The sequence below is a fragment of the Neorhizobium alkalisoli genome, assembly GCF_002968635.1.
GTDB classification, from domain to species: Bacteria; Pseudomonadota; Alphaproteobacteria; order Rhizobiales; family Rhizobiaceae; genus Neorhizobium; species Neorhizobium alkalisoli.
The window spans coordinates 238,108-259,968 of record NZ_PVBN01000008.1 but is presented as its reverse complement, the minus strand read 5'-3'; the positions used below and the strand labels follow the sequence as shown (position 1 = coordinate 259,968).

The 21,861-nt window shown below is 60.5% G+C and carries 22 protein-coding genes and 4 tRNA genes; 12 read left to right on the top strand and 14 right to left on the bottom strand.

Annotated elements, in window-relative coordinates:
* Positions 1-60 precede the first annotated feature (60 nt).
* Complete coding sequence (locus C5L13_RS18830) at positions 61-846, bottom strand: alpha/beta fold hydrolase (protein ID WP_105384789.1); 786 nt, start codon at positions 844-846, stop codon at positions 61-63.
* A gap of 153 nt (positions 847-999) precedes the next feature.
* On the opposite strand from C5L13_RS18830, the gene C5L13_RS18825 reads away from it, so the two are divergent.
* Complete coding sequence (locus C5L13_RS18825; RefSeq protein WP_105384817.1) at positions 1,000-1,245, top strand: zinc-finger domain-containing protein; 246 nt, start codon at positions 1,000-1,002, stop codon at positions 1,243-1,245.
* 18 nt (positions 1,246-1,263) lie between these two features.
* Complete coding sequence (locus tag C5L13_RS18820) at positions 1,264-2,427, top strand: FAD-dependent monooxygenase (RefSeq protein WP_105384788.1); 1,164 nt, start codon at positions 1,264-1,266, stop codon at positions 2,425-2,427.
* Here the strand turns inward: C5L13_RS18820 and C5L13_RS18815 are convergent, their stop codons facing one another.
* Entirely contained in the window at positions 2,428-3,615 is a 1,188-nt protein-coding gene (locus C5L13_RS18815; protein WP_105384787.1) for a cystathionine beta-lyase, read from the bottom strand.
* Between the two features lie 362 nt (positions 3,616-3,977).
* On the opposite strand from C5L13_RS18815, the gene C5L13_RS18810 reads away from it, so the two are divergent.
* From C5L13_RS18810 to C5L13_RS18795, 4 genes are all read left to right on the top strand, one after another.
* Entirely contained in the window at positions 3,978-5,000 is a 1,023-nt protein-coding gene (locus C5L13_RS18810; protein ID WP_105384786.1) for an amino acid ABC transporter substrate-binding protein, read from the top strand.
* A 98-nt stretch (positions 5,001-5,098) separates the two neighbouring features.
* A complete protein-coding gene (locus C5L13_RS18805) occupies positions 5,099-6,292 on the top strand; it encodes an amino acid ABC transporter permease (RefSeq protein ID WP_105384785.1) in 1,194 nt (397 codons plus the stop codon).
* Between the two features lie 4 nt (positions 6,293-6,296).
* Positions 6,297-7,454 carry an amino acid ABC transporter permease gene (locus C5L13_RS18800; RefSeq protein WP_105384784.1) on the top strand — a complete coding sequence of 386 codons (1,158 nt, stop codon included), beginning with the start codon at positions 6,297-6,299 and terminating at the stop codon, positions 7,452-7,454.
* Between the two features lie 31 nt (positions 7,455-7,485).
* Complete coding sequence (locus C5L13_RS18795) at positions 7,486-8,259, top strand: amino acid ABC transporter ATP-binding protein (RefSeq protein WP_105384783.1); 774 nt, start codon at positions 7,486-7,488, stop codon at positions 8,257-8,259.
* Positions 8,260-8,308: 49 nt separating this feature from the next.
* On the opposite strand, the gene C5L13_RS18790 is transcribed toward C5L13_RS18795, so the two are convergent.
* Positions 8,309-8,965 carry a hypothetical protein gene (locus C5L13_RS18790; RefSeq protein WP_158693479.1) on the bottom strand — a complete coding sequence of 219 codons (657 nt, stop codon included), beginning with the start codon at positions 8,963-8,965 and terminating at the stop codon, positions 8,309-8,311.
* Between the two features lie 430 nt (positions 8,966-9,395).
* On the opposite strand from C5L13_RS18790, the gene C5L13_RS18785 reads away from it, so the two are divergent.
* Positions 9,396-10,538 (top strand): glycosyltransferase, encoded by a 1,143-nt coding sequence (locus C5L13_RS18785; RefSeq protein WP_105384781.1) that lies wholly within the window; start codon positions 9,396-9,398, stop codon positions 10,536-10,538.
* Between the two features lie 99 nt (positions 10,539-10,637).
* Here the strand turns inward: C5L13_RS18785 and C5L13_RS18780 are convergent, their stop codons facing one another.
* From C5L13_RS18780 to C5L13_RS18755, 6 genes are all read right to left on the bottom strand, one after another.
* Positions 10,638-10,826, bottom strand: coding sequence for a hypothetical protein (locus C5L13_RS18780; protein ID WP_105384780.1), 189 nt, complete (start codon positions 10,824-10,826; stop codon positions 10,638-10,640).
* Between the two features lie 115 nt (positions 10,827-10,941).
* Positions 10,942-11,018, bottom strand: a tRNA-Arg gene (locus C5L13_RS18775).
* 45 nt (positions 11,019-11,063) lie between these two features.
* Positions 11,064-11,369, bottom strand: a complete 306-nt coding sequence (locus C5L13_RS18770; protein ID WP_105372486.1) for an ETC complex I subunit — start codon at positions 11,367-11,369, stop codon at positions 11,064-11,066.
* A gap of 50 nt (positions 11,370-11,419) precedes the next feature.
* Positions 11,420-11,496, bottom strand: a tRNA-Pro gene (locus C5L13_RS18765).
* Positions 11,497-11,592: 96 nt separating this feature from the next.
* The gene (locus tag C5L13_RS18760; RefSeq protein WP_105384779.1) at positions 11,593-12,069 is read right to left on the bottom strand and encodes a DUF192 domain-containing protein; all 477 of its coding nucleotides are present in this window, start codon (positions 12,067-12,069) and stop codon (positions 11,593-11,595) included.
* Complete coding sequence (locus C5L13_RS18755; RefSeq protein WP_105372484.1) at positions 12,069-12,647, bottom strand: cold-shock protein; 579 nt, start codon at positions 12,645-12,647, stop codon at positions 12,069-12,071. Before C5L13_RS18755 ends, C5L13_RS18760 begins: the two co-directional genes overlap by 1 nt.
* A gap of 198 nt (positions 12,648-12,845) precedes the next feature.
* On the opposite strand from C5L13_RS18755, the gene gloA reads away from it, so the two are divergent.
* The 4 genes from gloA (at position 12,846) to C5L13_RS18735 (ending at position 14,438) form a co-directional block, all read left to right on the top strand.
* A complete protein-coding gene (gene gloA, locus C5L13_RS18750; protein WP_105384778.1) occupies positions 12,846-13,286 on the top strand; it encodes a lactoylglutathione lyase in 441 nt (146 codons plus the stop codon).
* Between the two features lie 263 nt (positions 13,287-13,549).
* Complete coding sequence (locus tag C5L13_RS18745; protein WP_158693478.1) at positions 13,550-14,005, top strand: hypothetical protein; 456 nt, start codon at positions 13,550-13,552, stop codon at positions 14,003-14,005.
* Positions 14,006-14,129: 124 nt separating this feature from the next.
* Positions 14,130-14,204, top strand: a tRNA-Glu gene (locus C5L13_RS18740).
* 159 nt (positions 14,205-14,363) lie between these two features.
* Positions 14,364-14,438, top strand: a tRNA-Glu gene (locus tag C5L13_RS18735).
* Between the two features lie 33 nt (positions 14,439-14,471).
* Here C5L13_RS18735 and recJ read toward each other — a convergent pair.
* The 5 genes from recJ to C5L13_RS18715 all read right to left on the bottom strand — a co-directional run bounded on the left by recJ (position 14,472) and on the right by C5L13_RS18715 (position 19,886).
* Positions 14,472-16,304, bottom strand: coding sequence for a single-stranded-DNA-specific exonuclease RecJ (gene recJ / locus C5L13_RS18730; RefSeq protein ID WP_105384776.1), 1,833 nt, complete (start codon positions 16,302-16,304; stop codon positions 14,472-14,474).
* Positions 16,305-16,395: 91 nt separating this feature from the next.
* The gene (locus C5L13_RS28785) at positions 16,396-16,611 is read right to left on the bottom strand and encodes a hypothetical protein (protein WP_158693477.1); all 216 of its coding nucleotides are present in this window, start codon (positions 16,609-16,611) and stop codon (positions 16,396-16,398) included.
* Positions 16,612-16,776: 165 nt separating this feature from the next.
* Positions 16,777-18,099 carry a homoserine dehydrogenase gene (locus tag C5L13_RS18725; protein WP_105384775.1) on the bottom strand — a complete coding sequence of 441 codons (1,323 nt, stop codon included), beginning with the start codon at positions 18,097-18,099 and terminating at the stop codon, positions 16,777-16,779.
* Between the two features lie 63 nt (positions 18,100-18,162).
* A complete protein-coding gene (locus C5L13_RS18720; protein ID WP_105384774.1) occupies positions 18,163-19,380 on the bottom strand; it encodes an LL-diaminopimelate aminotransferase in 1,218 nt (405 codons plus the stop codon).
* A gap of 101 nt (positions 19,381-19,481) precedes the next feature.
* Positions 19,482-19,886 (bottom strand): hypothetical protein, encoded by a 405-nt coding sequence (locus C5L13_RS18715; protein WP_105384773.1) that lies wholly within the window; start codon positions 19,884-19,886, stop codon positions 19,482-19,484.
* Between the two features lie 79 nt (positions 19,887-19,965).
* Between C5L13_RS18715 and C5L13_RS18710 the strand changes: the two genes are divergently transcribed.
* Positions 19,966-21,849 (top strand): PHA/PHB synthase family protein, encoded by a 1,884-nt coding sequence (locus C5L13_RS18710; RefSeq protein ID WP_105384772.1) that lies wholly within the window; start codon positions 19,966-19,968, stop codon positions 21,847-21,849.
* Positions 21,850-21,861: the final 12 nt, after the last annotated feature.

Genomic DNA, 21,861 nt, shown 5'->3' with positions numbered 1-21,861 from the left:
CTCAAAATTGCATTCCGTTGATCGTTAGCATGAAGAAACCTCGGACCTTCCCCGGGGCGGCTATCGCTCCGAGAGCCCTGCATAGAAATCGAGAACCGCTTTCTTGAAGACCCGGTCGCCAACGGCGAGCATATGATCGCGGCCGGGAATGTCGAGAGCCACGGCATGCGGCATCAACGCCGCCAGCTCCTGTGGCGAGCCCGCGATATCGTCGGTGGTGCCCACTCCGATCAATGTCGGCGCATCGATCCTGCCCATATCGGCGCGCGAAACAAGGTCTCGGGAGCCGCGGATACAGGCCGCAAGAGCTTCTTTGTTGCTTCTGGTCTGATCGGCGAAGGCACGGAACATGCGGCCGCGCGCATGGCTGACATCATCGAGCGAAGGGGCAAGAAGAGCGTCGGCGATCGGGTCCCAATCCCCTACCCCGTCCGTCATGCCGATACCGAGACCACCGAGCACCAGCGAGCGGACCCGATCCGGATGGGCGAGTGCTGCGAAGACCGAGATCCGCGCACCCATGGAATAACCGAACAGATGCGCTTCGGGAATGCGCAGATGGTCGAGCAGCGCGATCGAGTCCTCCGCCATCACCCAGGGGCGGTAAGCTTCCGAATCCATCGGCTTGTCGCTCGAACCGTGGCCGCGGTTGTCCATGGCAATCACCCGATAACCTGCGTCGCCGAGCGTCTTCAACCAGCCCGGATGAACCCAGTTGACCAGCGCGCTGGAAGCAAATCCATGAATGAGCAAGACCGGGTCGCCCGACGGATCGCCCTCGTCGAAATAGGCGAGCTTCAGCCCGTCGTGGTGGAAAGAGGAAAAGGCGGGGGCATTGAGATTCATCGGGGCATCCTTTTGGGCGGAACATAGGCGATCCGCCGCGCGCTTTGAAGCCGGGCATCACACGAAATCGAAGAGCCTGCGGCGGTTTTCCCACTACACATTTGGAATACGGGACGGTATTGTCCGCCTCAAATCAGACGCATGGAGACCATCATGGCCGGGCACAGCATTCCCCATTTCCAGAACGACGGCGGACATCGGTTGGTCCAGATCGGCGTAAAGGAATTCATGTGCACCGGCGCGTCGGTGCCGTTCGATCATCCGCATATTTTCATCGACATGGGCGACGACAATGAAAAGGTCTGCTCCTATTGTTCGACCCTCTATCGCTACAATCCGTCGCTGAAGCCAGAACAGACGGACCCGCCCGGTTGCGTCTTCCACCTCAAGGCTGCCTGAAGCGCCCGGTCTTAGCGGATGCCTATCGAAAGGGTAGCAATCATCGGTGCCGGCGTGGCCGGGCTGACGGCTGCGCTGTCTTTCGCCCGGCACGGTATATCCTGCGACATCTTTGAAGAGGCGGGCGAACTGGTGGAGGTCGGCGCCGGCCTGCAGATTTCACCGAATGCTTCCCGGGTGCTTGCCCGACTTGGCGTGCTTGCCCCGCTCGAGGCGGTATGGGCGGAACCAGAGCGGATCGCGCTGGTGTCCGGCACCTCGCTGAGGCCCCTGGCCCATGTACCGGCGGGCCGCTTCGCCCGCGAACGCTGGGGCGCGCCCTACGGTGTCCTTCATCGCGCAACACTGCAGAAAACACTGCTTGCGGCGGTCGAACGAAACCCGCTCTGCACCCTACATCTCGAGGCGCCGGTCCGGGACGACGTTCACCAGGCATTGGCGGCGATGACCAATAGGGACTACCCGTTGATCGTCGGTGCCGACGGCGTCTGGTCCAACCTTCGCGCTGCTATTCCCGGCGCTCCGGAACCGGATTTTTCGGGCAATATCGCTTGGCGCTTCACCGTTGCCCGCAGCGACGTGCCCACATGGCTGACCACCAATCAGGTCACCGCGTTTCTCGGGCCGTCCACCCACCTCGTCGCCTATCCCCTCAAGGAAATGGACGGTTTCAACATCGTCGCCATCGCATCGGGCCTGACGCCCGGCCAAACCTGGGATGCGGAAGCAAGCGACGCTCAGAGACACATGCTGATGTCTCAATTCCACCGTTGGGACCGGCGTATCGCCGACCTGCTGAAACAGGCGCCCAACCCTACATTCTGGCCCCTTTACGAGGTCAGCGCGGGGCGCTGGCACAACGGTCGGGACAAGGTGCTGATCGGCGATGCGGCCCATGCGATGATGCCGTTTGCGGCACAAGGCGCGGCGATGGCAATCGAGGATGCGTTCGTGCTCGCCAATCGGGTCGCGGGAGGCCTTTCCCTCGCGGAAGCGCTACCGGCGTTTGAAACCGTGCGACGGGAACGGGCTGCCAAGGTTCGCGCCCGCGGCCTGTTCAACCGGTTCGCCTATCATGCTCGCGGTCCGATCCGCCTTGGCCGCGATATCGTTCTGTCCCTTCGTCCGCCGCAATCGCTCGCGGCGGACCTCGACTGGCTCTACGGCTTCACGGCCCAATGATCAGGCGGCCACGGCCGCAGCGAAACCGGCCTCCAGGTCCTTTTTCAGATCCGCGACGTCTTCGAGCCCGATCTGCAGGCGGATCACCGGCCCTTCCGGCGGCGCCGTGCGGATGGTGCGATCGGAGAGATTGACTGCGATGGCAAGGCTTTCGTAGCCGCCCCAGGAATAACCGAGACCGAATAAGGAAAGAGCGTCCAGGAAGGCGTGCGCCTTCGCCCTGGCCTTGTCGGTTTCCGCCTTCAGGACGAAGGAAAAGACGCCGCTCGCGCCCTTGAAGTCGCGTTTCCAGATCTCATGGCCCGGGAAACTCGGCAAGGCCGGATGCAGGACGCTAAACACATCGTCGCGCGTCTCCAGCCACTTCGCGATATCCAACGCGCTTTTCTGGTGATGCTCGAGACGGATGCCCATGGTGCGCAGACCGCGCAGGATCAAATAGGAATCGTCCGGCGCGCCACAGATGCCGAGCGTGACTCGGGCCTCTTCAAGCTTCGGCCAGTGCTTGGCATTCGCGGAAACCGAGCCCATGATGATGTCCGAATGTCCGGACGGATATTTGGTCGTCGCGTGAATGGATACGTCGACGCCGAAATCGAGGGGACGAAAATAGAGCGGGGTCGCCCAGGTATTGTCCATTGTGACGACGCAGCGGTGCTTGTGCGCGACATCCGCGATTGCCCGGATATCCTGCATCTCGAACGTATTGGAACCGGGCGCCTCGGTGTGGACGAGCCTCGTATTGGGCTTGATCAGCGCCTCGATGCCGGCACCGATTCCCGGATCGTAATACTCGACCTCCACGCCGAGCCGCGTCAGCATCGTGTTGCAGAAATGGCGGCACGGCGTGTAGACGGAATCAACGATGAGAGCGTGGTCGCCTGCCGAAAGATAAGCCAGGAAGGGTACCGAGATGGCGGCCAGACCCGACGGCACGAGGATGGTGCCCGCCGAGCCCTCCAGCTCGTCAAGAGCTTCGCAAAGCGCATCCGTCGTCGGCGTTCCGCGGGTTCCATAGGTATATTTCTGGGAACGCTTCTCCATGGTCGCAGAGTCCGGAAACAGGACCGTCGAAGCATGCACGACAGGCGGATTGATAAAGCCATGATATCCCAAGGGGTCATGGCCCAGATGGGCGAGGCGCGTGTTGGCGCCGGCGCCGTTAAGCAGGGACTCTTTCTTCTTCATATCCGGGAATGCTTTCGTTGGCGGTAGGCGCAGAGTTTTGCCGCCGGAACAAGGTCTGGTCAACCCCGCCTTCCGGAGCCCAAACCACGACCTCAAGGTTTAGGGCATTCGGACGCAGCGCTTCCGTTTTGATCAAGGAGTGCCCAAACTTTAGGTATCTGATCGTTTCGCGGGCCGAGTTAACGAATTTACCTTATTTCCGTCGCAATTCGAAACGGCGACACTTGACCCTGCGTTGTTTTGCGAATGAGATAGTAAGCGTCCGCACCGGGAGGTTGGCGGACGACCCGCCGTATTCGAAGGAATCGGGGAGCGGCGTGGTGTCACCAAATCACAAAGCCACAGATAAAAAGGTTGGGAAAATGAAAAAGACGCTTCTGTCAGCCGCGATTGGCGCAGCGGTCCTGGGGTTTGCCTCTGCCGCATCGGCTGCCACATTGGACAACGTGAAGTCCAAGGGTTTCGTCCAGTGCGGCGTCAACACCGGTCTCGCCGGTTTTGCCGCTCCGGATTCGGCTGGTAACTGGACCGGCTTCGACGTCGATTATTGCAAGGCTGTCGCTGCTGCTGTTTTTGGCGATGCCACCAAGGTCAAGTACACGCCGACCACCGCGCAGAGCCGCTTTACCGCTCTGCAGTCCGGCGAAGTCGACCTTCTCGCCCGTAACACCACCTGGACCATCAGCCGCGACACCTCGCTCGGCTTGAACTTCCGCTACGTCAACTACTACGACGGCCAGGGCTTCATGATTCCGAAGAGCCTGAACGTGAAGTCGGCCCTTGAACTCTCCGGCGCCGCCGTCTGCGTCCAGTCCGGCACCACGACCGAACTCAACCTCGCGGATTACTTCAAGTCCAACAATCTGCAGTACAACCCTGTCGTCTTCGAAAAGCTCGAAGAAGTGAACGCCGCCTATCAGGCCGGCCGTTGCGACGTCTACACGACCGACCAGTCGGGCCTGTATTCGCTGCGCCTGTCGCTTTCCAACCCGGACGATCACATCATTCTGCCGGAAATCATCTCCAAGGAGCCGCTCGGTCCGGCCGTCCGTCAGGGCGACGACCAGTGGTTCGACATCGTCACCTGGGCGGGTTACGCAATGGTTCAGGCCGAAGACTTCGGCATCACCCAGAAGAACCTCGACGAGATGAAAAACTCGACCAACCCGGATATCCGCCGCTTCCTCGGCGTCGAGAAGGACACCAAGATCGGTACCGACCTCGGCCTCACCAATGAATGGGCCTACAACATCATCAAGAACGTCGGGAACTACGGCGAAGTCTTCGAACGCAACATCGGCGCAAATACGCCCCTCAAGATCCAGCGCGGCCTGAACGCCCTGTGGTCCAAGGGTGGCCTGCAATACGCACCGCCGGTGCGCTAATCGCACGTTCAAGATCAGATAAGGCGGCCAACGCCGCCTTATCTTCAATAGACAAAATATAAAAAGGCCTGAAACAGGCCACAGGGGAAAAGGCCAGCATGACAGATCACGCTGCAATTGCGCCTTCGGAGGCTCGTACGCTGAGGTCTTATGCGTACGACCCGAAGTTTCGCGGTATTTTCTACCAGGTGCTCACTCTCCTCATAGTCCTCGTCGTCGGCTGGTGGATCTTCCACAACACCACCGAGAACCTTGCCCGTTCCGGAACGGCGTCCGGCTACGGCTTCCTGAGAGGCCGAGCGGGCTTCGATATCGGCCAGTCGCTCATCGCCTATACGAGTGATTCCACCTATGGCCGGGCGATCGTCGTCGGCTTTCTGAACACGATGCTCGTCGCCATCCTCGGCATCTTCACGGCCACCATCATCGGCTTCATCATCGGCCTCGGTCGTTTGTCGCGGAACTGGCTCGTCGCAAAACTCTGCACCCTCTATGTCGAGGTCTTCCGCAACATCCCGGTACTGCTGATCATCTTCTTCTGGTACAAAGGGGTGTTGGACTCGTTGCCGCAGGTGCGGGATTCGATCGCTCTGCCGTTCAACGTCTTTCTCAACAATCGCGGTCTTGCCTTCCCGAATCCGATCTGGGGAGAAGGCGCCTGGGTTATTCCCGTCGCCTTGCTGGTCGCGGTCGTTGCGACCATCGTCATCGCCAGATGGGCCAAGCAGCGTCAAGCAGCGACCGGCAAGCAGTTCCATACGATCTGGACGGGCGCCGGCCTTGTCATCGGACTGCCGATCCTGGCATTTCTGATCATGGGTGCGCCGCTCACGTTCGATTCCCCGATCGCGGGCCGTTTCAACATGACCGGCGGGGCGCGCATCCTTCCGGAATTCGTTGCCCTCTACATGGCGCTTTCGCTTTATACGGCGTCGTTCATCGCAGAGGTGATCCGCGCGGGCATCCGGGGCGTCGCCAAGGGACAGAGTGAAGCCTCCTTCGCGCTCGGTCTGCATCCTTCGCATACGACCCGGCTCGTCGTCGTGCCGCAGGCGATGCGCATTATCATTCCGCCGCTCACCAGTCAGTATCTCAACCTGACGAAGAACTCGTCGCTCGGTGTTGCTATCGGCTTTCCCGAGCTCTTTTCCACGACCAGTACGACGCTCAACCAGACGGGCCAGGCGGTGGAGGCGATCTCCATCATGCTGACGGTATATCTGGCCATCAGCATCGCCACATCGATCTTCATGAACTGGTTCAATGCCAAGATGGCGCTGGTGGAAAGATAAGCTCATGGATATCAAAAACCTTTCCTATGTCCGTAGCGACATGCTGAACGCCCAGCCCGCTCCACTCAGCACCAAGACTGTCAGCGGCTGGGTTCGCACCAATCTTCTCGCCACCCCGAAAGACACGATCCTGACCCTTGTTGCGGTCGTCCTGTTGATCTGGGTGCTGCCTGGGATACTGGACTGGCTCTTCTTCAACGCCGTCTGGTCGGGCGCCAACCGTAGCGTCTGCACCACCGTCGCACAGGGCGGCATACAGCCGGAGGGCTGGAAGGGAGCCTGCTGGGCCTTTGTAGGCGACCGGTTCCAGCAATTCATGTTCGGCCGGTATCCTTTGGAGGAGCGCTGGCGGCCAATGGTCGTTGCCGCACTCTTCGTTATGCTGCTCGTGCCGCTGCTGATCCCAAAGCTACCTCGCAAGGGGCTAACCGCCCTTCTCTTCTTCGTCGTTTTCCCGGTTGTCGCCTTCTTCCTGTTGCATGGCGGTGTCTTCGGTCTCGACGAAGTGGAAACCCCTCTCTGGGGCGGCCTGATGGTAACGCTCATCCTCTCCTTCGTCGGCATCGCCGTCTCGCTGCCCGTGGGCATCCTGCTTGCCCTCGGGCGCCGATCGAAAATGCCGGTGATCCGGATGCTGTGCGTCGGTTTCATCGAAATCATCCGCGGCGTGCCCCTGATCAGCGTTCTCTTCATGGCAAACGTGATGTTGCCGCTCTTCCTGCCGACCGGCTGGACGATCGACAATTTTCTCCGTGCGCTCGTGGGGGTCGCGATCTTCGCGTCGGCCTATATGGCCGAAGTCATCCGCGGCGGCCTGCAGGCGATCCCCAAAGGCCAGACCGAAGGTTCCGAATCTCTCGGGCTCAGCTACTGGCAGACAATGCGGCTGGTCGTCCTGCCGCAGGCGATCAAGCTGGTCATCCCAGGCATCGTCAACACCTTCATCGGCCTCTTCAAAGATACATCGCTCGTGTCGATCATCGGCATGTTCGATCTGCTCGGTATCGTGCGGCTCAACTTCACCGACACGACCTGGATCACGCCGGTGACGCCGATTACCGGACTTATCTTCGCAGGCTTCATCTTCTGGCTGTTCTGCTTCGGCATGTCGCGCTATTCCGCGTTCATGGAACGGCACCTCGACACGAGCTACAAGCGGTGATCGCCGCAAAACAATAACAAAGGGGATTAAAATGGCTGACGCCCAACCCAAGAAACTGACCGTCTCCGCTACCGACGTCGCCGTCGAGATCGTCGGCATGAACAAATGGTATGGCGATTTCCACGTGCTGCGCGACATCAACCTGAAGGTGATGAAGGGCGAGCGTATCGTCATCGCCGGACCGTCCGGCTCCGGCAAATCGACGATGATCCGCTGCATCAATCGTCTCGAGGAACATCAGGCCGGTACGATCATCGTCGACGGGATCGAGCTGACAAACGACCTGAAGAAGATCGACGAAGTGCGCCGTGAAGTCGGCATGGTGTTCCAGCACTTCAACCTCTTCCCGCATCTGACCATCCTGGAAAACTGCACGCTGGCGCCGATCTGGGTCCGCAAGATGCCGAAGAAGCAGGCCGAGGAGATCGCGATGCATTACCTGAAGCGCGTCAAGATCCCGGAACAGGCCAACAAATATCCGGGCCAGCTTTCCGGCGGACAGCAGCAACGCGTGGCGATCGCCCGCTCGCTCTGCATGAAGCCGAAGATCATGCTGTTCGACGAACCGACCTCCGCACTCGATCCGGAAATGGTCAAGGAAGTGCTGGACACGATGGTAAGCCTTGCCGAAGAAGGCATGACCATGCTCTGCGTCACCCATGAAATGGGCTTTGCCCGCCAGGTGGCGAACCGGGTCATCTTCATGGACCAGGGCCAGATCGTCGAGCAGAACTCGCCCGCCGAGTTCTTCGACAATCCGCAGCATGAGCGCACCAGGCTCTTCCTCAGCCAGATTCTGCACTGAGCGGCTGACCAACCCGGCTTTCAGGGGCGCTCAGGCGCCCCTTTCCATTTTACCACCTGAAGAAATAACGAGCGCCGACCCGCGCTGCGGGTGCTGCGGAGTCCGATGAACGCTCGATCGAGCCACTCACCGTCATCCGCGTGCCGAGCTTCTTTTCCATGGCCACGCCAGCGGTCACGGTCCTGAAGCCATCACTGCCAGTCGCACGGCCGATCAGCGCCGTGCCGCTTGCGGCATGCGAGAGCCGCACTGACTGGCTGGCGTCGACGCCCCGCCATTCGCCCGAAGCGCCGTCATAGTGAACGCCATAGCTGCTGCGCCTCTCGATATCGATCTGAGGCGTCGCGATTTCCTTTTCGTAATAGTTCATGGTGATCCCGGCGCTGCCGGTATTGCCGTCGAGATCGACACCGACGTCACGGCCGGTCTGGCCGGCCGGCGTCCTGGTTTTTTCGGCCGTGAAATTGCTCCAGAACTTGAGAGGCGTATCGACCGGCGCTCCGCTGTTCGTCGTATTGACGCCCATGGAAATGCCGGCCTCGGTCTCGATCCGCGTCGGCAGTTTGAGGCCGAGCTTCACCGAATAGCTCGTCTCGGAGGCCTTGGAAGGTTTCCAGATCAGTGGCTTGTCGTCCGCAAAAGCCGAACCGTGCGAAAAAACAGCCGCAAAGGCGCATACCGTCGCGGCACAAAAGATCCTATTCATGCGATCCCCGCTGAAAATCATAAGGACGATGCGAAGCGTACGGGCAGCCATCGAGCCGCCCGGACAAAAGTGATTTTGAAATGTCTTGGAAGCGCATCCGCCGACCTCGGTCGCCCTGCGCCAATCTTGCCGCCGCTCGCCAAACACGCGCGGAACCGACGCCCGCAATGATACGAAATAATGCGGCAATTCAGAATCCGGAATATGGCGAGACTGGGGTTTTGAAGATCCCGACCTTCGAGCGGGCGCCTTTACGTGAGAGCGCGGTCCGGAATGGACGGCGCCGTATTTCAAGCCAGCATTCGAACGGTCCTCGATACCGTCATCCACCTGTCACATGACGATGATGTGTTCACATTCGGGACGCTGAATCGAGGCTGTATCGGAGCTGCGGCCAGAGACAGCGCGCGGCTCCATCGGGATCATGTTCATGGAATATTACTTCGCCTTCGCCGCAGTGGCCCTCATGCTCATCAACCTGATCAGCCTGGCCATAGCGACATGGAGGTTGTCGCCGCTCGGCACGCCGGCTCCCGTCATTTCCGACCGGCCGGCGGTTTCGATCGTCATCCCCGCGCGCGGCATCGAGAATTTCACGGCATTGACCTTGGCGCACGCGTTTAAGCTCGACTGGCCGCACTACGAATTGATTTTCTGCGTGGCCGAGGAACGGGATCCGATCGTCGCCAGGATCGAAGAGGCGATGGCGGCGCATCCGGAAATCCGGGCGCGCATTCTGGTGGGCGACGACCGCATAAGCGCCAATCCCAAGCTGAACAACTGCGTCAAGGGATGGCGGGCCGCCACCAGCGACTGGGTGATTCTCGCCGACTCCAATGTTCTCATGCCTGCCGACTACGTGGAGCATCTCATGTCGGCCCGGCGGGGCGACACCGGCCTGGTCTGCTCCACGCCGCTCGGCTCCCGGCCGAACGGGTTTTGGGCCGAGACCGAGTGTGCCTTTCTCAACGGCCACCAGGCCCGCTGGCAATATGTCGGCGAGGCTCTCGGTTTCGGCTTTGCCCAGGGCAAAAGCATGCTCTGGTACAAGCCGGTGCTCGACGCTGAAGGAGGTATCGACGCGCTGGCCGCAGAAATCGCCGAGGATGCGGCGGCCACGAAGCTCGTCAACAGGCTGGGACGCAAGGTGCATCTCGTTTCCTCGCCGTTCGAACAACCGCTCGGCCGGCGCAACCTCGGAGAAATCTGGGCGCGGCAGAGCCGCTGGGCGAGGCTTCGCCGCGTGACCTTTCCGGTCTATTTCGCCCCCGAGATATTGCTCGGCGTCGTGCCGCCACTCACGCTTGGAACCGCAGCTGCCGTGATCGCCGGCATCAGTCCGGTCGCGCCGGCGGGAGCGATTCTCGCCGCCACCTATCTTCCGGAATTGGGCCTGGCGGTCGCCAAAAACTGGCCCGTATCGCTTAGACTGTGCCTCGCCATGGTGGTACGCGATGCCTTGATGCCCGCGATCTGGCTCAGAAGCTGGATCGGAGGCTCCTTCGAATGGCGCGGCAATACGATGACGATCGGCACGGACAGCAGTGAGTTGAACGAGCCGTCAGTGGCCTGAGCCCACTATAACGGACTTGAGGAAGAGAACCCGTCTCTCCTCTGGGACTGTCGAAGGTACCAGTCCGGCTGCATGCCCCTGGCTGATCGGCATGACGCATCAACCAACAGGGCGTGTGAGTTCTCTAATCAGGCTTACATAGAGATTGATTGCGCGCTCGATCTCATCGATCAGATCTTCGTTCGAACCAGCTTCGGTCCAAAATCCGGTATCCCGCAGCCACTCCATATCCTCCCCCAAGCGAGCGATCGTTTCCTCGTGACGTCTGATTCTCTCTTCAGGGGCCATAGTGCTCTCCGTTGTTGAAGAGACGATAGGGCTAAAGAACCGGCGGGCAAGAGGCTGTCACTTATGTGTCAGGTAGGACGTGTTGCCGCAGTCTTCGTGTCGGACAGGCGATGGGTGGCGACCCCTGCAGGACTCGAACCTGCGACCTACTGCTTAGAAGGCAGTTGCTCTATCCAGTTGAGCTAAGGGGCCAATCAGTGGCCTGTTGCCCGGCAATGACCGGCCAAGCCGGCAGGGTCAATGGGTCCAGGGCTGGAGCCGGTTGAAGCGGAAATTGTCCGTGTAGGAAACGATCTGGCGGGCGGCTTCCTTCGGCTTGATGATGCGGTAAGGAATGCCTTCACGCTTTGCATAAGCCTCGGCCTGTTCCTGGCTCTCGAAGGTCAGGCGCACCTGCTGCTTCATATCTCCGGAAGAGGTATAGCCCAGAATAGGATCAATTCGGCGCGGCTGTTCCTGGTCGAATTCCAGCACCCAGAGATGGGTCTTGGCCTTGCCGGACTGCATGGCGGTTTTTGCCGGGCGATAAATCTTGGCAGACATTCCTGTAACGCTCCATGGACGGACCGTATGTGAAGCCTCGCCTGAAAGCGTGGTCGGAGTGGAGAGATTCGAACTCCCGACCCTCTGGTCCCAAACCAGATGCGCTACCAGACTGCGCTACACTCCGTTCTACGTTGGTTGCGAGATACACGGTTCCTATTTGTGCCGCAACTCCAAAAATAGATAAGTTCGCATACCAAAACAGAAAAGATGCGGGAAACCGCTATCGGTTGCCGACCCGTCGGCTGATGACCTTGTCGCCAACCTTGATGCCGAGAGATTTCGCGCGACCGGCGTTCAGTTCCAGGACGAATTTTACCGGCCCGCGCGAATCGATGACGTCGCGGGCATAGGGAACAGCGTTTTCCCGAATATGGGAGATGGTGCCGTCGCTCTGAATGAACAGCATGTCGAGCGGCAGGATGGTATTTTCCATCCACATGGCGACCGGGCGAGCCTCGCCGAAATCAAACAACATACCGTGGTCTGGAGGCATGGTCTTGCGGAACATCAGCCCTTGGGAGCGCTGCGCATCCGTCACGGCGAGCTCCACCGAGAACTGATAGGTCTTGCCGCCGGCCGTTCTGATCGACAGGTCATCGCGAGGGAACGTGACATCCTGGGCCAGGACCATAGTCGCCAGGAGCAGAAAAAGCGCCCCGAGGGCGCTTTTGAAGAGGATCGGCAACGGCAAACGCATCAGTGCGACCGGCTCACGGGATTGGGATTGTCGGGATGGATTTCCGCTGCCATCAGCCCCTTGTCGCCGGGTCCGAAGCGTACCAGCACCACCTGGCCGGGGCGCAGCTCCGTCAGGCCGAAGCGGCGAAGCGTCTCCATGTGGACAAAAATATCCTCGGTCCCCTCGCCCCGCGTCAAAAAGCCGAAACCTTTGGTGCGATTGAACCATTTGACCAGTGCGCGCTCAAGACCGCTGGTCGGCGTCACCTGTACATGGGTCCGGACCGGCGGAAGCTGCGAAGGATGAACCGCGGTCGACTGATCCATGGAAAGGATGCGGAAGGCCTGGTAGCCGCGATCCCGTTTCTGGATCATCGCGACGATCCGGGTCCCTTCCAGGATCGTCTGGTATCCGTCGCGTCTCAGGCAAGTGACATGCAAGAGAACATCCTGCATGCCGTTGTCCGGGACGATGAAGCCGAACCCCTTGGCCACGTCGAACCATTTGACGACACCGGTGATCTCGATCAGCTCAACTGGCTCACCCGAAAGCTCCTCGAAACCGGCAACGCCCTTCGATGACATCCTGTCTGCCATATCCTTCCGGCCCCTCAGATTACGCGTTACGACATGACGGTTTTAACTGATTCTTAGCGGATAGATTAACATCCCGCTAACCCTACAGCGCAAGCCCCCGTCTCGGCTTTATCCACCCCGATGTCTATTGAGGGTGGCTTGCTCCAGGCTGGCGTCTGCGCCATATCCCTGGGGTGCTTACCGGAGGGAGACGTCTTAATGCGCTATCTTCATACCATGGTTCGGGTCAAAGACCTGGATGCTTCGCTTCATTTCTACAAAACCGTATTCGGACTGGATGAAATCCGCCGCATCGAAAACGAGAAGGGCCGCTTCACATTGGTCTTTCTCGCAGCCCGCGACGACGTGGGAGCCGCCGAACGAAATCAGGCCCCCTGCCTCGAGCTCACCTACAACTGGGACACGGAGGATTATACAGGCGGACGCAATTTCGGTCACCTCGCCTATGAGGTCGATAATATCTACGACCTCTGCCAGCATCTGCAGGACAGCGGGATCACGATCAACCGGCCTCCGCGCGAAGGCCGCATGGCCTTCATCCGTTCGCCCGACGGTATCTCGATCGAGCTCCTCCAGAAGGGCGAGAGCCTGCCCGTCGCCGAACCCTGGGCATCGATGCCGAATACCGGCGCCTGGTAGCAATCTCTGGCGCGGCGGTGACGCCGCCGCGCCAGCCAAGGCGCAACCTTGTCTCAAGCTGACCTCGCGAGGGCAACGGGCCGTTGCGCCGCTTGTCCCCGCCTCAATTCGCAGAGATGCTCGGACATGTGATTCGCGGCATGACGTGCGCGAAAAAGCCGACGGGGCAGCCTTTGCCGAAAAACCAATTCACCTTAAACATCCGCCCGGCGCTGCTCGCAGCCACGTGCTTGTGCGCCCTGACGCTCGCAGGCTGCAGCACGATGAAGAAAACCGCGGATGCGCCGCAGGCCCAACCTGCCACTCCGGCCAGCGCCAAGGGAATTCTCGCCAAGGGCGGTGCCACGGCTTCGAACCTCTATACCGACCCGGCGATCTCCAAGGCTGCGGGACAACCGCAGGCGCAAACCGCGCAAACTGCCCCGGAGCCTGCTGCCGTCGCTTCCGGGGCCGAGGGCGCCTTTCCGCCGGCACCCAGCCAACCAACCTCCATGGCAGGGCTCGTCACCCAGCCCACCGGGGTGCGCGCCGGCAGCGGTACGATCTTTTCAGCCAATCCCCCGGCTCCGCCGGCCCAACAATCTGCAAGCGGTCCCGTTCCGGCAGAACTGCCCAGACGCAACTTCAACGCCATGGCTTCCAGCGTCTACAGCCTGCAGCAGACGGCACCGGCGGCAGCTTGCGGCACAGACGAGCAAGGGAACCCGGTAAGCTGCTGATTCCTGGCCGTTTTCGGACTACCTCTTAATCCACAACTAGCTGTCATTTTTTTGCAAAAAAGATGCTTTTGGCGCTTGCGGGAAAGAAATCGCCTCTCTATAAGGGCGCCACCACGAAGCGCAGGCGCCCTTCGTCTATCGGTTAGGACACCAGATTTTCATTCTGGGAAGAGGGGTTCGACTCCCCTAGGGCGTGCCACTTCCTTCTCCCTAAACCATTGTTTTCCATTGACTTGCGCCGTGTTGCACGGATATTTCGCGCGGCAAGTTTTTTCGCGTTTGCGATGTGGAAAAACATGAAATTTGCGCTTGCGGGAAAGAAAACACCTCTCTATAAGGGCGCCACCACGAAGCGCACGCGCCCTTCGTCTATCGGTTAGGACACCAGATTTTCATTCTGGGAAGAGGGGTTCGACTCCCCTAGGGCGTGCCACTTCCTTCTCCCCATGATCCCAAAGAAACGATTTCAGGCAGAGCGTACTGCATCGAGCAGGCGAAGCTGGATTCGACGATTGCCCTGCCAGTGGTCCGCACTGAGGCAGCCGGCGGCGTGTATCTGCGATCCGCGGGAACTCAGAAGCATATTGCCGAGCGGCGTCTCGGCCGCGCGGAAGGCGATCCCCTCCAGGCGCGTGCCGTCTGCCGCTTCCAGCGTCACCTTGATATGCGCCGTGCCGACGAGACGTGCGTCTTTCAGTCTATGCGCAGGGATCGCGAAGATCGGCTGGGGATGGCCGGATCCATAGGGGCCGGCCTGTTCGAGCAGGTCGAAGAGCTCCAGCGTCGCGCCTGACGCAGACAAGGCCCCGTCGATCTTCAGCACGTGATTGGCGACCAGCGACGGAACGGCTTCACCGGCCGTTTCCTCGAAGAAGGCCCGCAGGCGGCCGAGATTGGCCCGCTCGACCGTCAGGCCTGCGGCCATGGCGTGACCGCCACCTTTGACCAGGAGCCCGGCCTCCACGGCGGCCCGTACCATCCGGCCCATGTCGAAGCCGTTGATCGAGCGGCCGGAACCGGTACCCTTGCCGGACGGATCAAAGGCTATCGCGAAGGCCGGCCGCTTGAACTTTTCCTTCAGCCGCGCGGCGATCAGGCCGACAATCCCGGGATGCCAGTGCTCACGCGCGGTAACGATGACGCAGGCGCCCTCGCCCGTTCCGTATTCCGCTAACACCTCCGCCTCCGCCTCGGCCAGCATCGCCGCTTCCATGGCCTGCCGCTCGCGGTTCAGCTCATCCAGCCTGCCGGCGATCTCTTCCGCCTCGATCGAATCGGCCAGCGTCAGAAGCCGGCTTCCCAACGCTGCATCGCCGATGCGGCCGCCGGCGTTGATGCGCGGGCCGATCAGGAAGCCGAAATGATAGGGCGTCACCGGCCCGCCGAGCCCCGCCTTGCGAAAAAGCGCGGCAAGCCCTGCATTGTCCATATGCCTGGCGGCAATCAGCCCCTTGACCACATAGGCGCGGTTGAGCCCCTTGAGCGGCACCACGTCGCAGACGGTGGCGAGCGCCACGATGTCCAGCCAGCCGAGCAGGTCAAGCGACTTGGCGCGCGAATCGCCGAGCTGGCGCAAATGCCGAGCCGCGGCCACAAGGACCATGAAGACCACGCCGGCGGCGCAGAGATGCCCCTGGCCGGACAGGTCGTCCTCGCGATTGGGATTGACGAGCGCCAGACAGGGCGGCAACTCGTGGCCGAGCTGGTGATGATCGATGACCACCACATCGCAGCCCTCTTCGCGCGCAGCCGCCAGCGCGTCGAAACTGGTGGAACCGCAATCGACGGTGACGATCAGCCCCGCGCCATTGGCGATGAGTTGGCGGATCGCAGCAGGGTTCGGTCCATAGCCCTCAAAAATCCGATCGGGAATATAGATCTCGGCCTCGACGCCGAAATGCTGCAGAAAGCGGTAAAGCAGCGCAGAGGACGCCGCGCCGTCGACGTCGTAGTCGCCAAAAATCGCGACCTTCTGGCGCTTCGCGATCGCCTCGGCGATACGGCCTACGGCCTTTTCGCAATCGGTCAGCGTGTAGGGTTCGGGCATCAGCGAGCGAATCGTCGGATCCAGGAAGGCCGGCGCATCGTCGAGGGAAACGCCACGCCCGGCGAGTACGCGGGCGACGAGGTCGGGAATGCCGTGAATCTGGGCGATGGCGAGGGCGCGGTTTTGAGCTGCCTGATCGAGACGCGACATCCAGCGCTGATCGCCTGCGGAGCGTTCGACACCAAGGAATGCGCGCGGCACGGGATCAACCGTTTCCGCCGCCGAGGAAAGCGCGGAGATAAATCTGGTCATTGGCCGCTTCTACCGCATTCCAACCGAAATCGGAATCGATTTGCGAGAACCGCCAGCGGATTGCTGTTCATGCTGACGGCGTCGGCGCTCTTCAGAACAGAGACCAGAGAGCGGCCGAAGTGGTCAGCCCCATGAAAGCGGCAAACAGGACCAGCATGAAGGACCAGTTTCTCCGCCCTTCGAAATCATCACCGTTGTCCTGATCGTTGGCATGCATCAGATGCAGGCTACGCGACCCCATGGACCCGTCGCGCATCCCCCCGAACTGCAGTCGATAAGACTTATTTTCCTTGCCGATAGTGACCACGCAAGCGCCTCCTCCCGATGGTGATTGCACTCTCAATCTACGATGGCCAAGCAAGCAGGGCTAGTCATGAAATCGTCATGACTAGCCGTTTTATAACGATTCTGAACGGGTTCTGCGGCCCCTCGACCTTACAAGGCCAGGGATATCCCCTTGCGAGACCGCCGCTTAGAACGCTTTTGGCCGTTCGATGCGAATCACCTGCGGTTCGCCAGCCAGATAGCTCTCTGCCTTGATCGCATCGACCGCCTTGCGGACCGAATCTTCGGTAGTCGCGTGCGTGACGAGGATAATGGTCTTGGACGTGTCGTCGGACACGTCCGGCTTGGCGCGCTGCATGATCGATTCGAGCGAAATGTTGTTTTCCGCCATGCGTGCCGCAATGCTTGCAAAGACGCCCGTACGATCCGCAACTGTCAGGCGGATGAAATAGCCGCCTTCGTGGCTGCGCATCTGAGCACGGCGGTAAGGTGCCAACGCAGCCGCCGGCGTGCCGAGAACCGGTACCCGCTGGGCGCCCGGCTGGCTTTTGGCGATATCGGCAATGTCGCCGAGCACCGCAGAGGCCGTTGCGTCGCCGCCGGCGCCGGGGCCGACCATGAGCAGTTCCCCGAGAATATCGGACTCGATCGCCACCGCGTTGGTCACACCGTCCACCTGGGCAATGACAGTGTCATGCGGGACCATGGTCGGATGCACCCGCTGCTCGATGCCGCTATCGGTCTTCTGGGCGACACCCAGCAGCTTGATGCGGTAACCGAGATCGGCCGCGGCATGAATGTCCTCGATGGAAATATTGGTGATACCTTCCAGATAGATCTCGTCGGCGGCGATCCGGGTCCCAAAGGCAAGCGTCGTCAGGATAGCGAGCTTATGAGCGGTATCGTTGCCCTCGATGTCGAAGGACGGATCGGCTTCGGCATAACCGAGCCGCTGCGCCTCCTTCAGGCAATCGGCAAAGGAAAGCCCCTCCTTCTCCATCCTGGTCAGGATGTAGTTGCAAGTGCCGTTCATGATGCCGTAGACGCGCGATACGGTATTGCCCGTCAAGGACTCGCGAAGCGCCTTGATAACCGGGATGCCGCCGGCGACGGCTGCCTCGAAATTCAGGAGAACGCTCTTTTCCTCGGCAATCGCTGCAAGATCGACGCCGGAGGCAGCCAAAAGCGCCTTGTTGGCCGTCACCACATGGAGACCTCGCTCCAGCGCGGTACGAACCGAATTTGCGGCAGCACCTTGCGCACCGCCTATCAGTTCTACAAAGACGTCGATATCCGCTTCGGCGGCCAGCATTTCCGGCGTGTCGAACCAGGCGATATCCGAGATGTCGATGCCGCGATCGCGTGACTTGTCGCGGGCCGTTACCGCCGTGACCTCGATTGCACGGCCGCACGTGACGGCGAGTTCGTTCGCACGGTTCTGGATGATCCGAACGAGCGAGGCACCCACGGTGCCGAGGCCCGCAATGCCGACTTTAAGGGCATCTGCCATGGCTTTTCTTCCTGACTGCTTGGGAAAAAGTGGCCCCTGCGGGCCACTGAAAATTCAATTGGATCAGCGGCGCGTGTTGAGCGAAATCACGTTGTGCATCGTGTCGTCGGCCGTCGAAAGGAATTTCTTGATGCTGCGAGCCGCCTGCCGAATGCGGTGCTCGTTCTCGACGAGCGCCAGACGGACGTAATCGTCACCCTGCTCGCCGAAACCGACGCCCGGCGCCACGGCCACGTCCGCCTTTTCGACAAGAAGCTTCGAAAACTCCAGCGAGCCGAGATGACGGAATTTTTCCGGGATCTTCGCCCAGGCAAACATGGTCGCCGCCGGCGGCGGCACTTCGAAACCGGCCTTGCCGAAGCTATCGACCATGACGTCGCGGCGACGCTTGTAGATATTACGGACCTCCGCAATATCGGAACCGTCGCCGTTCAACGCATGGGTCGCAGCCACCTGGATCGGCGTAAACGCACCGTAGTCGAGATAGGACTTCACGCGCGTCAGGGCCGCGATCAGGCGCTCGTTGCCGACCGCAAAGCCCATGCGCCAGCCCGGCATGGAAAAGGTCTTAGACATTGAGGTGAATTCGACGGCGATGTCGATCGCGCCCGGGACCTGAAGGACGGACGGCGGCGGTTCACCTTCGAAATAGATTTCCGAATAGGCGAGATCCGAGAGCACGATGATGTCGTGCTTCTTCGCAAAGCTGATCACATCCTTGTAGAAGTCCAGGGAAGCGACATGCGCCGTGGGATTGGACGGATAATTGAGGATCAGCGCCAGCGGCTTCGGAATCGAATGCCGCACGGCACGTTCGAGCGGCGGGAAAAAGGTCTCGTCCGGTTCCACCGACATCGAGCGGATCACGCCGCCGGCCATCAGGAAGCCGAAGGCATGGATGGGATAGGTCGGGTTCGGGCAAAGAATGACGTCGCCTGGCGCGGTGATCGCCTGCGCCATGTTGGCAAAGCCTTCCTTCGAGCCGAGTGTCGCCACGACCTGCGTATCGGGGTTCAGCTTCACGCCGAAACGGCGAGCATAATAGGCAGCCTGCGCCCGACGCAGACCGGGAATCCCCTTGGACGACGAGTACCGATGGGTGCGCGGGTCCTGGACCACTTCGCAGAGCTTGTCGACGATCGCTTTCGGCGTCGGGAGATCGGGGTTGCCCATGCCGAGATCGATAATGTCCGCCCCGCCCGCTCGCGCGCTCGCTTTCAAACGGTTGACCTGTTCGAAAACGTATGGCGGCAGGCGCCGGACTTTATGAAACTCTTCCATTTGTCTCCCCAAGGTAGATGCGAAACAGGCGTCTTTATCCTGCTTCATGGCGCATCTTAGGCGATTTGTGCTTTGCGGCCAAACGGCCCGAAACGCAAGCGCTATTTGGCGATATCGGCCAGCGCGTCGTTGCCATGTTCGGCAGCGAGCTTTCGATATTCGGCAACGCGCCGCTGATACTCCGTCTCGGAAATCGCGCCTGCCTTGCGGGCGCGGGCAAGGGCTGCCAGCCGAGGCTCGGCCTTCTGGTATTCCTCATCCTCGATCTGCTCGGCCGCGGCCGTCAGAGTCGGGTCGAATGTCGGATAGGTGCCGGTATTCCTCCTGGCGAGCGGACCGGGCGGCGGCGACGCCTTCGACTGTGCGATCACGGCCGGCGGCGGGGTGTTCGGAATGCCGTCATCAAGAGCAAAGCTGCTGCTGTTGCAGCCGGCAAGCACGAAAGGCAACGCGCCAAGACCTAGAAAAAGCGGTAAGCCTATAACCCGATGCCTCAGTTTTTCCATTTCCCTAACCCAGTTTCCGCGCCGGCAACATCCGCCCGATAGCAGCGATCGCTGGCACTTGTATTCGCTTTCAGGCACAATGTACAAACGAAAACAAACGACAACCAGTGGGAGGCCGCACGTGGGGGAGAAGACCGAGGACAAGGCCGAGAACAGACACGATTTTGCGGGTTTCGACCCCAAATCTGTCGAAGCCTACATGGTCAAGGATCCGCAGGCGCTGGCGATGAACTTTGCCCGGGCGCTGGAAAATCTCGGCAAGGCGGCTTCCGAATGGCTCGCGCCGCGTGAACGCGGGCAGATCGTCGATTCGGTCGCCGACCCGATGACCGACCTTGTGAAGACGCTCTCCAAGGTGATCGAATACTGGATCTCGGACCCAAAGCGGACGCTGGAGGCCCAGACACTCCTCTTCTCCAGTTACATGGGCATCTGGATGCGGACCTTGGGCCAGTTTTCAGGTCAGCCGATGGAGCCGGAGACGCTGCCGAAAGACAAGCGCTTCTCCGATCCGGACTGGGTCAAAAACCCCTTTTTCGCTTTCCTTCGGCAAGTCTATCTCCTCACCGCGTCCTGGGCGGAAAAGCTGGTCAACGAGGCGGGCGGGCTCGACGACCTCACCAAACACAAGGCCGCTTTCTATGTGAAGCAGATCACGGCTGCGCTTTCCCCGGTCAATTTCGCCCTCACCAATCCGGAAGTCTACCGGGAGACCGTTGCAACCAGCGGCGCCAATCTGGTCGCTGGCATGAAGATGCTTGCCGAAGACATCGCGGCCGGCGGTGGGGAACTGCGCCTGCGCCACACCGATACCACCCAATTTGCAATCGGCCGCAATCTTGCGCTCACCCCCGGCAAGGTGATCGCCCAGAGCGAGGTCTGCGAGGTCATTCAATACGAGGCGACGACCGACACGGTGCTGAAACGGCCGCTGCTCATCTGCCCGCCGTGGATCAACAAGTTCTATATCCTCGACCTCAATCCGCAGAAGAGCTTCATCAAGTGGTGCGTCGAGCAAGGGCACACGGTTTTCGTGATCTCCTGGGTCAATCCGGACGAGCGGCATGCCACGAAAGACTGGGAATCCTACATGCGCGAAGGCATCGATTTCGCGCTGGAAACGGTCGAGAAGGCCACCGGTGAACGCCAGGTCAATGCGATCGGCTACTGCGTCGGCGGTACCCTGCTCGCGGCGACGCTTGCCTATCACGCCACGGAGAAGAACCGCCGGATCGCATCCGCGACCTTCCTGACTACCCAGGTGGACTTCACGCACGCGGGCGACCTGAAAGTCTTCGTCGACGAGGAGCAGCTTACGGCGATCGAAAAGCAGATGAAGGCCGACGGCTATCTCGAGGGCTCCAGGATGGCGAGCGCCTTCAACATGCTGCGCGCCTCGGAACTCATCTGGCCCTATGTCGTCAACAATTACCTCAAAGGCCAGGAACCGGCGCCGTTCGACCTGCTCTACTGGAATTCCGATTCCACCCGCATGGCGGCCGCCAATCACGCCTACTATCTGCGAAACTGCTACCTGAACAACACCCTCAGCAAGGGCGAGATGACACTTGGCGGCAAGGTGATCTCGATGAAGGACGTCAAGATTCCGGTTTATAACTTGGCGACCCGCGAGGATCATATCGCGCCACCGAAATCGGTTTTTCTGGGGTCGTCTCTGTTCGGAGGTCCCGTGGATTTCGTGCTGAGCGGTTCCGGTCATATCGCCGGCGTCGTCAACCCGCCGGACAAGCAGAAATACCAGTACTGGACCGGCGGCAAGACAAAGGGAAGTTTCGAGGACTGGGTCACCAAGGCTGAGGAAAACAAGGGCTCCTGGTGGCCGCACTGGCACGCATGGATCGAGGCGAAGGATGACGAACGCGTTCCGGCACGCAAGCCGGGCGGTTCTGCACTGAACGCCATCGCCGACGCTCCCGGCACCTATGTACTCGCACGCGTCTGAACCATCCTGCCG

Bases quoted from the DNA above. Each gene is read 5' to 3' on its own strand.
- C5L13_RS18795 (WP_105384783.1), top strand. From the start codon at position 7,486: ATGGCTGACGCCCAACCCAAGAAACTGACCGTCTCCGCTACCGACGTC.
- recJ (WP_105384776.1), bottom strand. From the start codon at position 16,304: ATGACCAGATTTATCTCCGCGCTTTCCTCGGCGGCGGAAACGGTTGAT.
- C5L13_RS18830 (WP_105384789.1), bottom strand. From the start codon at position 846: ATGAATCTCAATGCCCCCGCCTTTTCCTCTTTCCACCACGACGGGCTG.
- C5L13_RS18720 (WP_105384774.1), bottom strand. From the start codon at position 19,380: ATGGAAGAGTTTCATAAAGTCCGGCGCCTGCCGCCATACGTTTTCGAA.
- C5L13_RS18805 (WP_105384785.1), top strand. From the start codon at position 5,099: ATGACAGATCACGCTGCAATTGCGCCTTCGGAGGCTCGTACGCTGAGG.
- C5L13_RS18710 (WP_105384772.1), top strand. From the start codon at position 19,966: ATGTACAAACGAAAACAAACGACAACCAGTGGGAGGCCGCACGTGGGG.
- C5L13_RS18790 (WP_158693479.1), bottom strand. From the start codon at position 8,965: ATGAATAGGATCTTTTGTGCCGCGACGGTATGCGCCTTTGCGGCTGTT.
- C5L13_RS18785 (WP_105384781.1), top strand. From the start codon at position 9,396: ATGGAATATTACTTCGCCTTCGCCGCAGTGGCCCTCATGCTCATCAAC.
- gloA (WP_105384778.1), top strand. From the start codon at position 12,846: ATGCGCTATCTTCATACCATGGTTCGGGTCAAAGACCTGGATGCTTCG.
- C5L13_RS18760 (WP_105384779.1), bottom strand. From the start codon at position 12,069: ATGCGTTTGCCGTTGCCGATCCTCTTCAAAAGCGCCCTCGGGGCGCTT.
- C5L13_RS18820 (WP_105384788.1), top strand. From the start codon at position 1,264: ATGCCTATCGAAAGGGTAGCAATCATCGGTGCCGGCGTGGCCGGGCTG.
- C5L13_RS18725 (WP_105384775.1), bottom strand. From the start codon at position 18,099: ATGGCAGATGCCCTTAAAGTCGGCATTGCGGGCCTCGGCACCGTGGGT.
- C5L13_RS18745 (WP_158693478.1), top strand. From the start codon at position 13,550: ATGAAGAAAACCGCGGATGCGCCGCAGGCCCAACCTGCCACTCCGGCC.
- C5L13_RS18815 (WP_105384787.1), bottom strand. From the start codon at position 3,615: ATGAAGAAGAAAGAGTCCCTGCTTAACGGCGCCGGCGCCAACACGCGC.
- C5L13_RS18780 (WP_105384780.1), bottom strand. From the start codon at position 10,826: ATGGCCCCTGAAGAGAGAATCAGACGTCACGAGGAAACGATCGCTCGC.
- C5L13_RS18825 (WP_105384817.1), top strand. From the start codon at position 1,000: ATGGCCGGGCACAGCATTCCCCATTTCCAGAACGACGGCGGACATCGG.
- C5L13_RS18755 (WP_105372484.1), bottom strand. From the start codon at position 12,647: ATGGCAGACAGGATGTCATCGAAGGGCGTTGCCGGTTTCGAGGAGCTT.
- C5L13_RS18800 (WP_105384784.1), top strand. From the start codon at position 6,297: ATGGATATCAAAAACCTTTCCTATGTCCGTAGCGACATGCTGAACGCC.
- C5L13_RS18770 (WP_105372486.1), bottom strand. From the start codon at position 11,369: ATGTCTGCCAAGATTTATCGCCCGGCAAAAACCGCCATGCAGTCCGGC.
- C5L13_RS18810 (WP_105384786.1), top strand. From the start codon at position 3,978: ATGAAAAAGACGCTTCTGTCAGCCGCGATTGGCGCAGCGGTCCTGGGG.
- C5L13_RS18715 (WP_105384773.1), bottom strand. From the start codon at position 19,886: ATGGAAAAACTGAGGCATCGGGTTATAGGCTTACCGCTTTTTCTAGGT.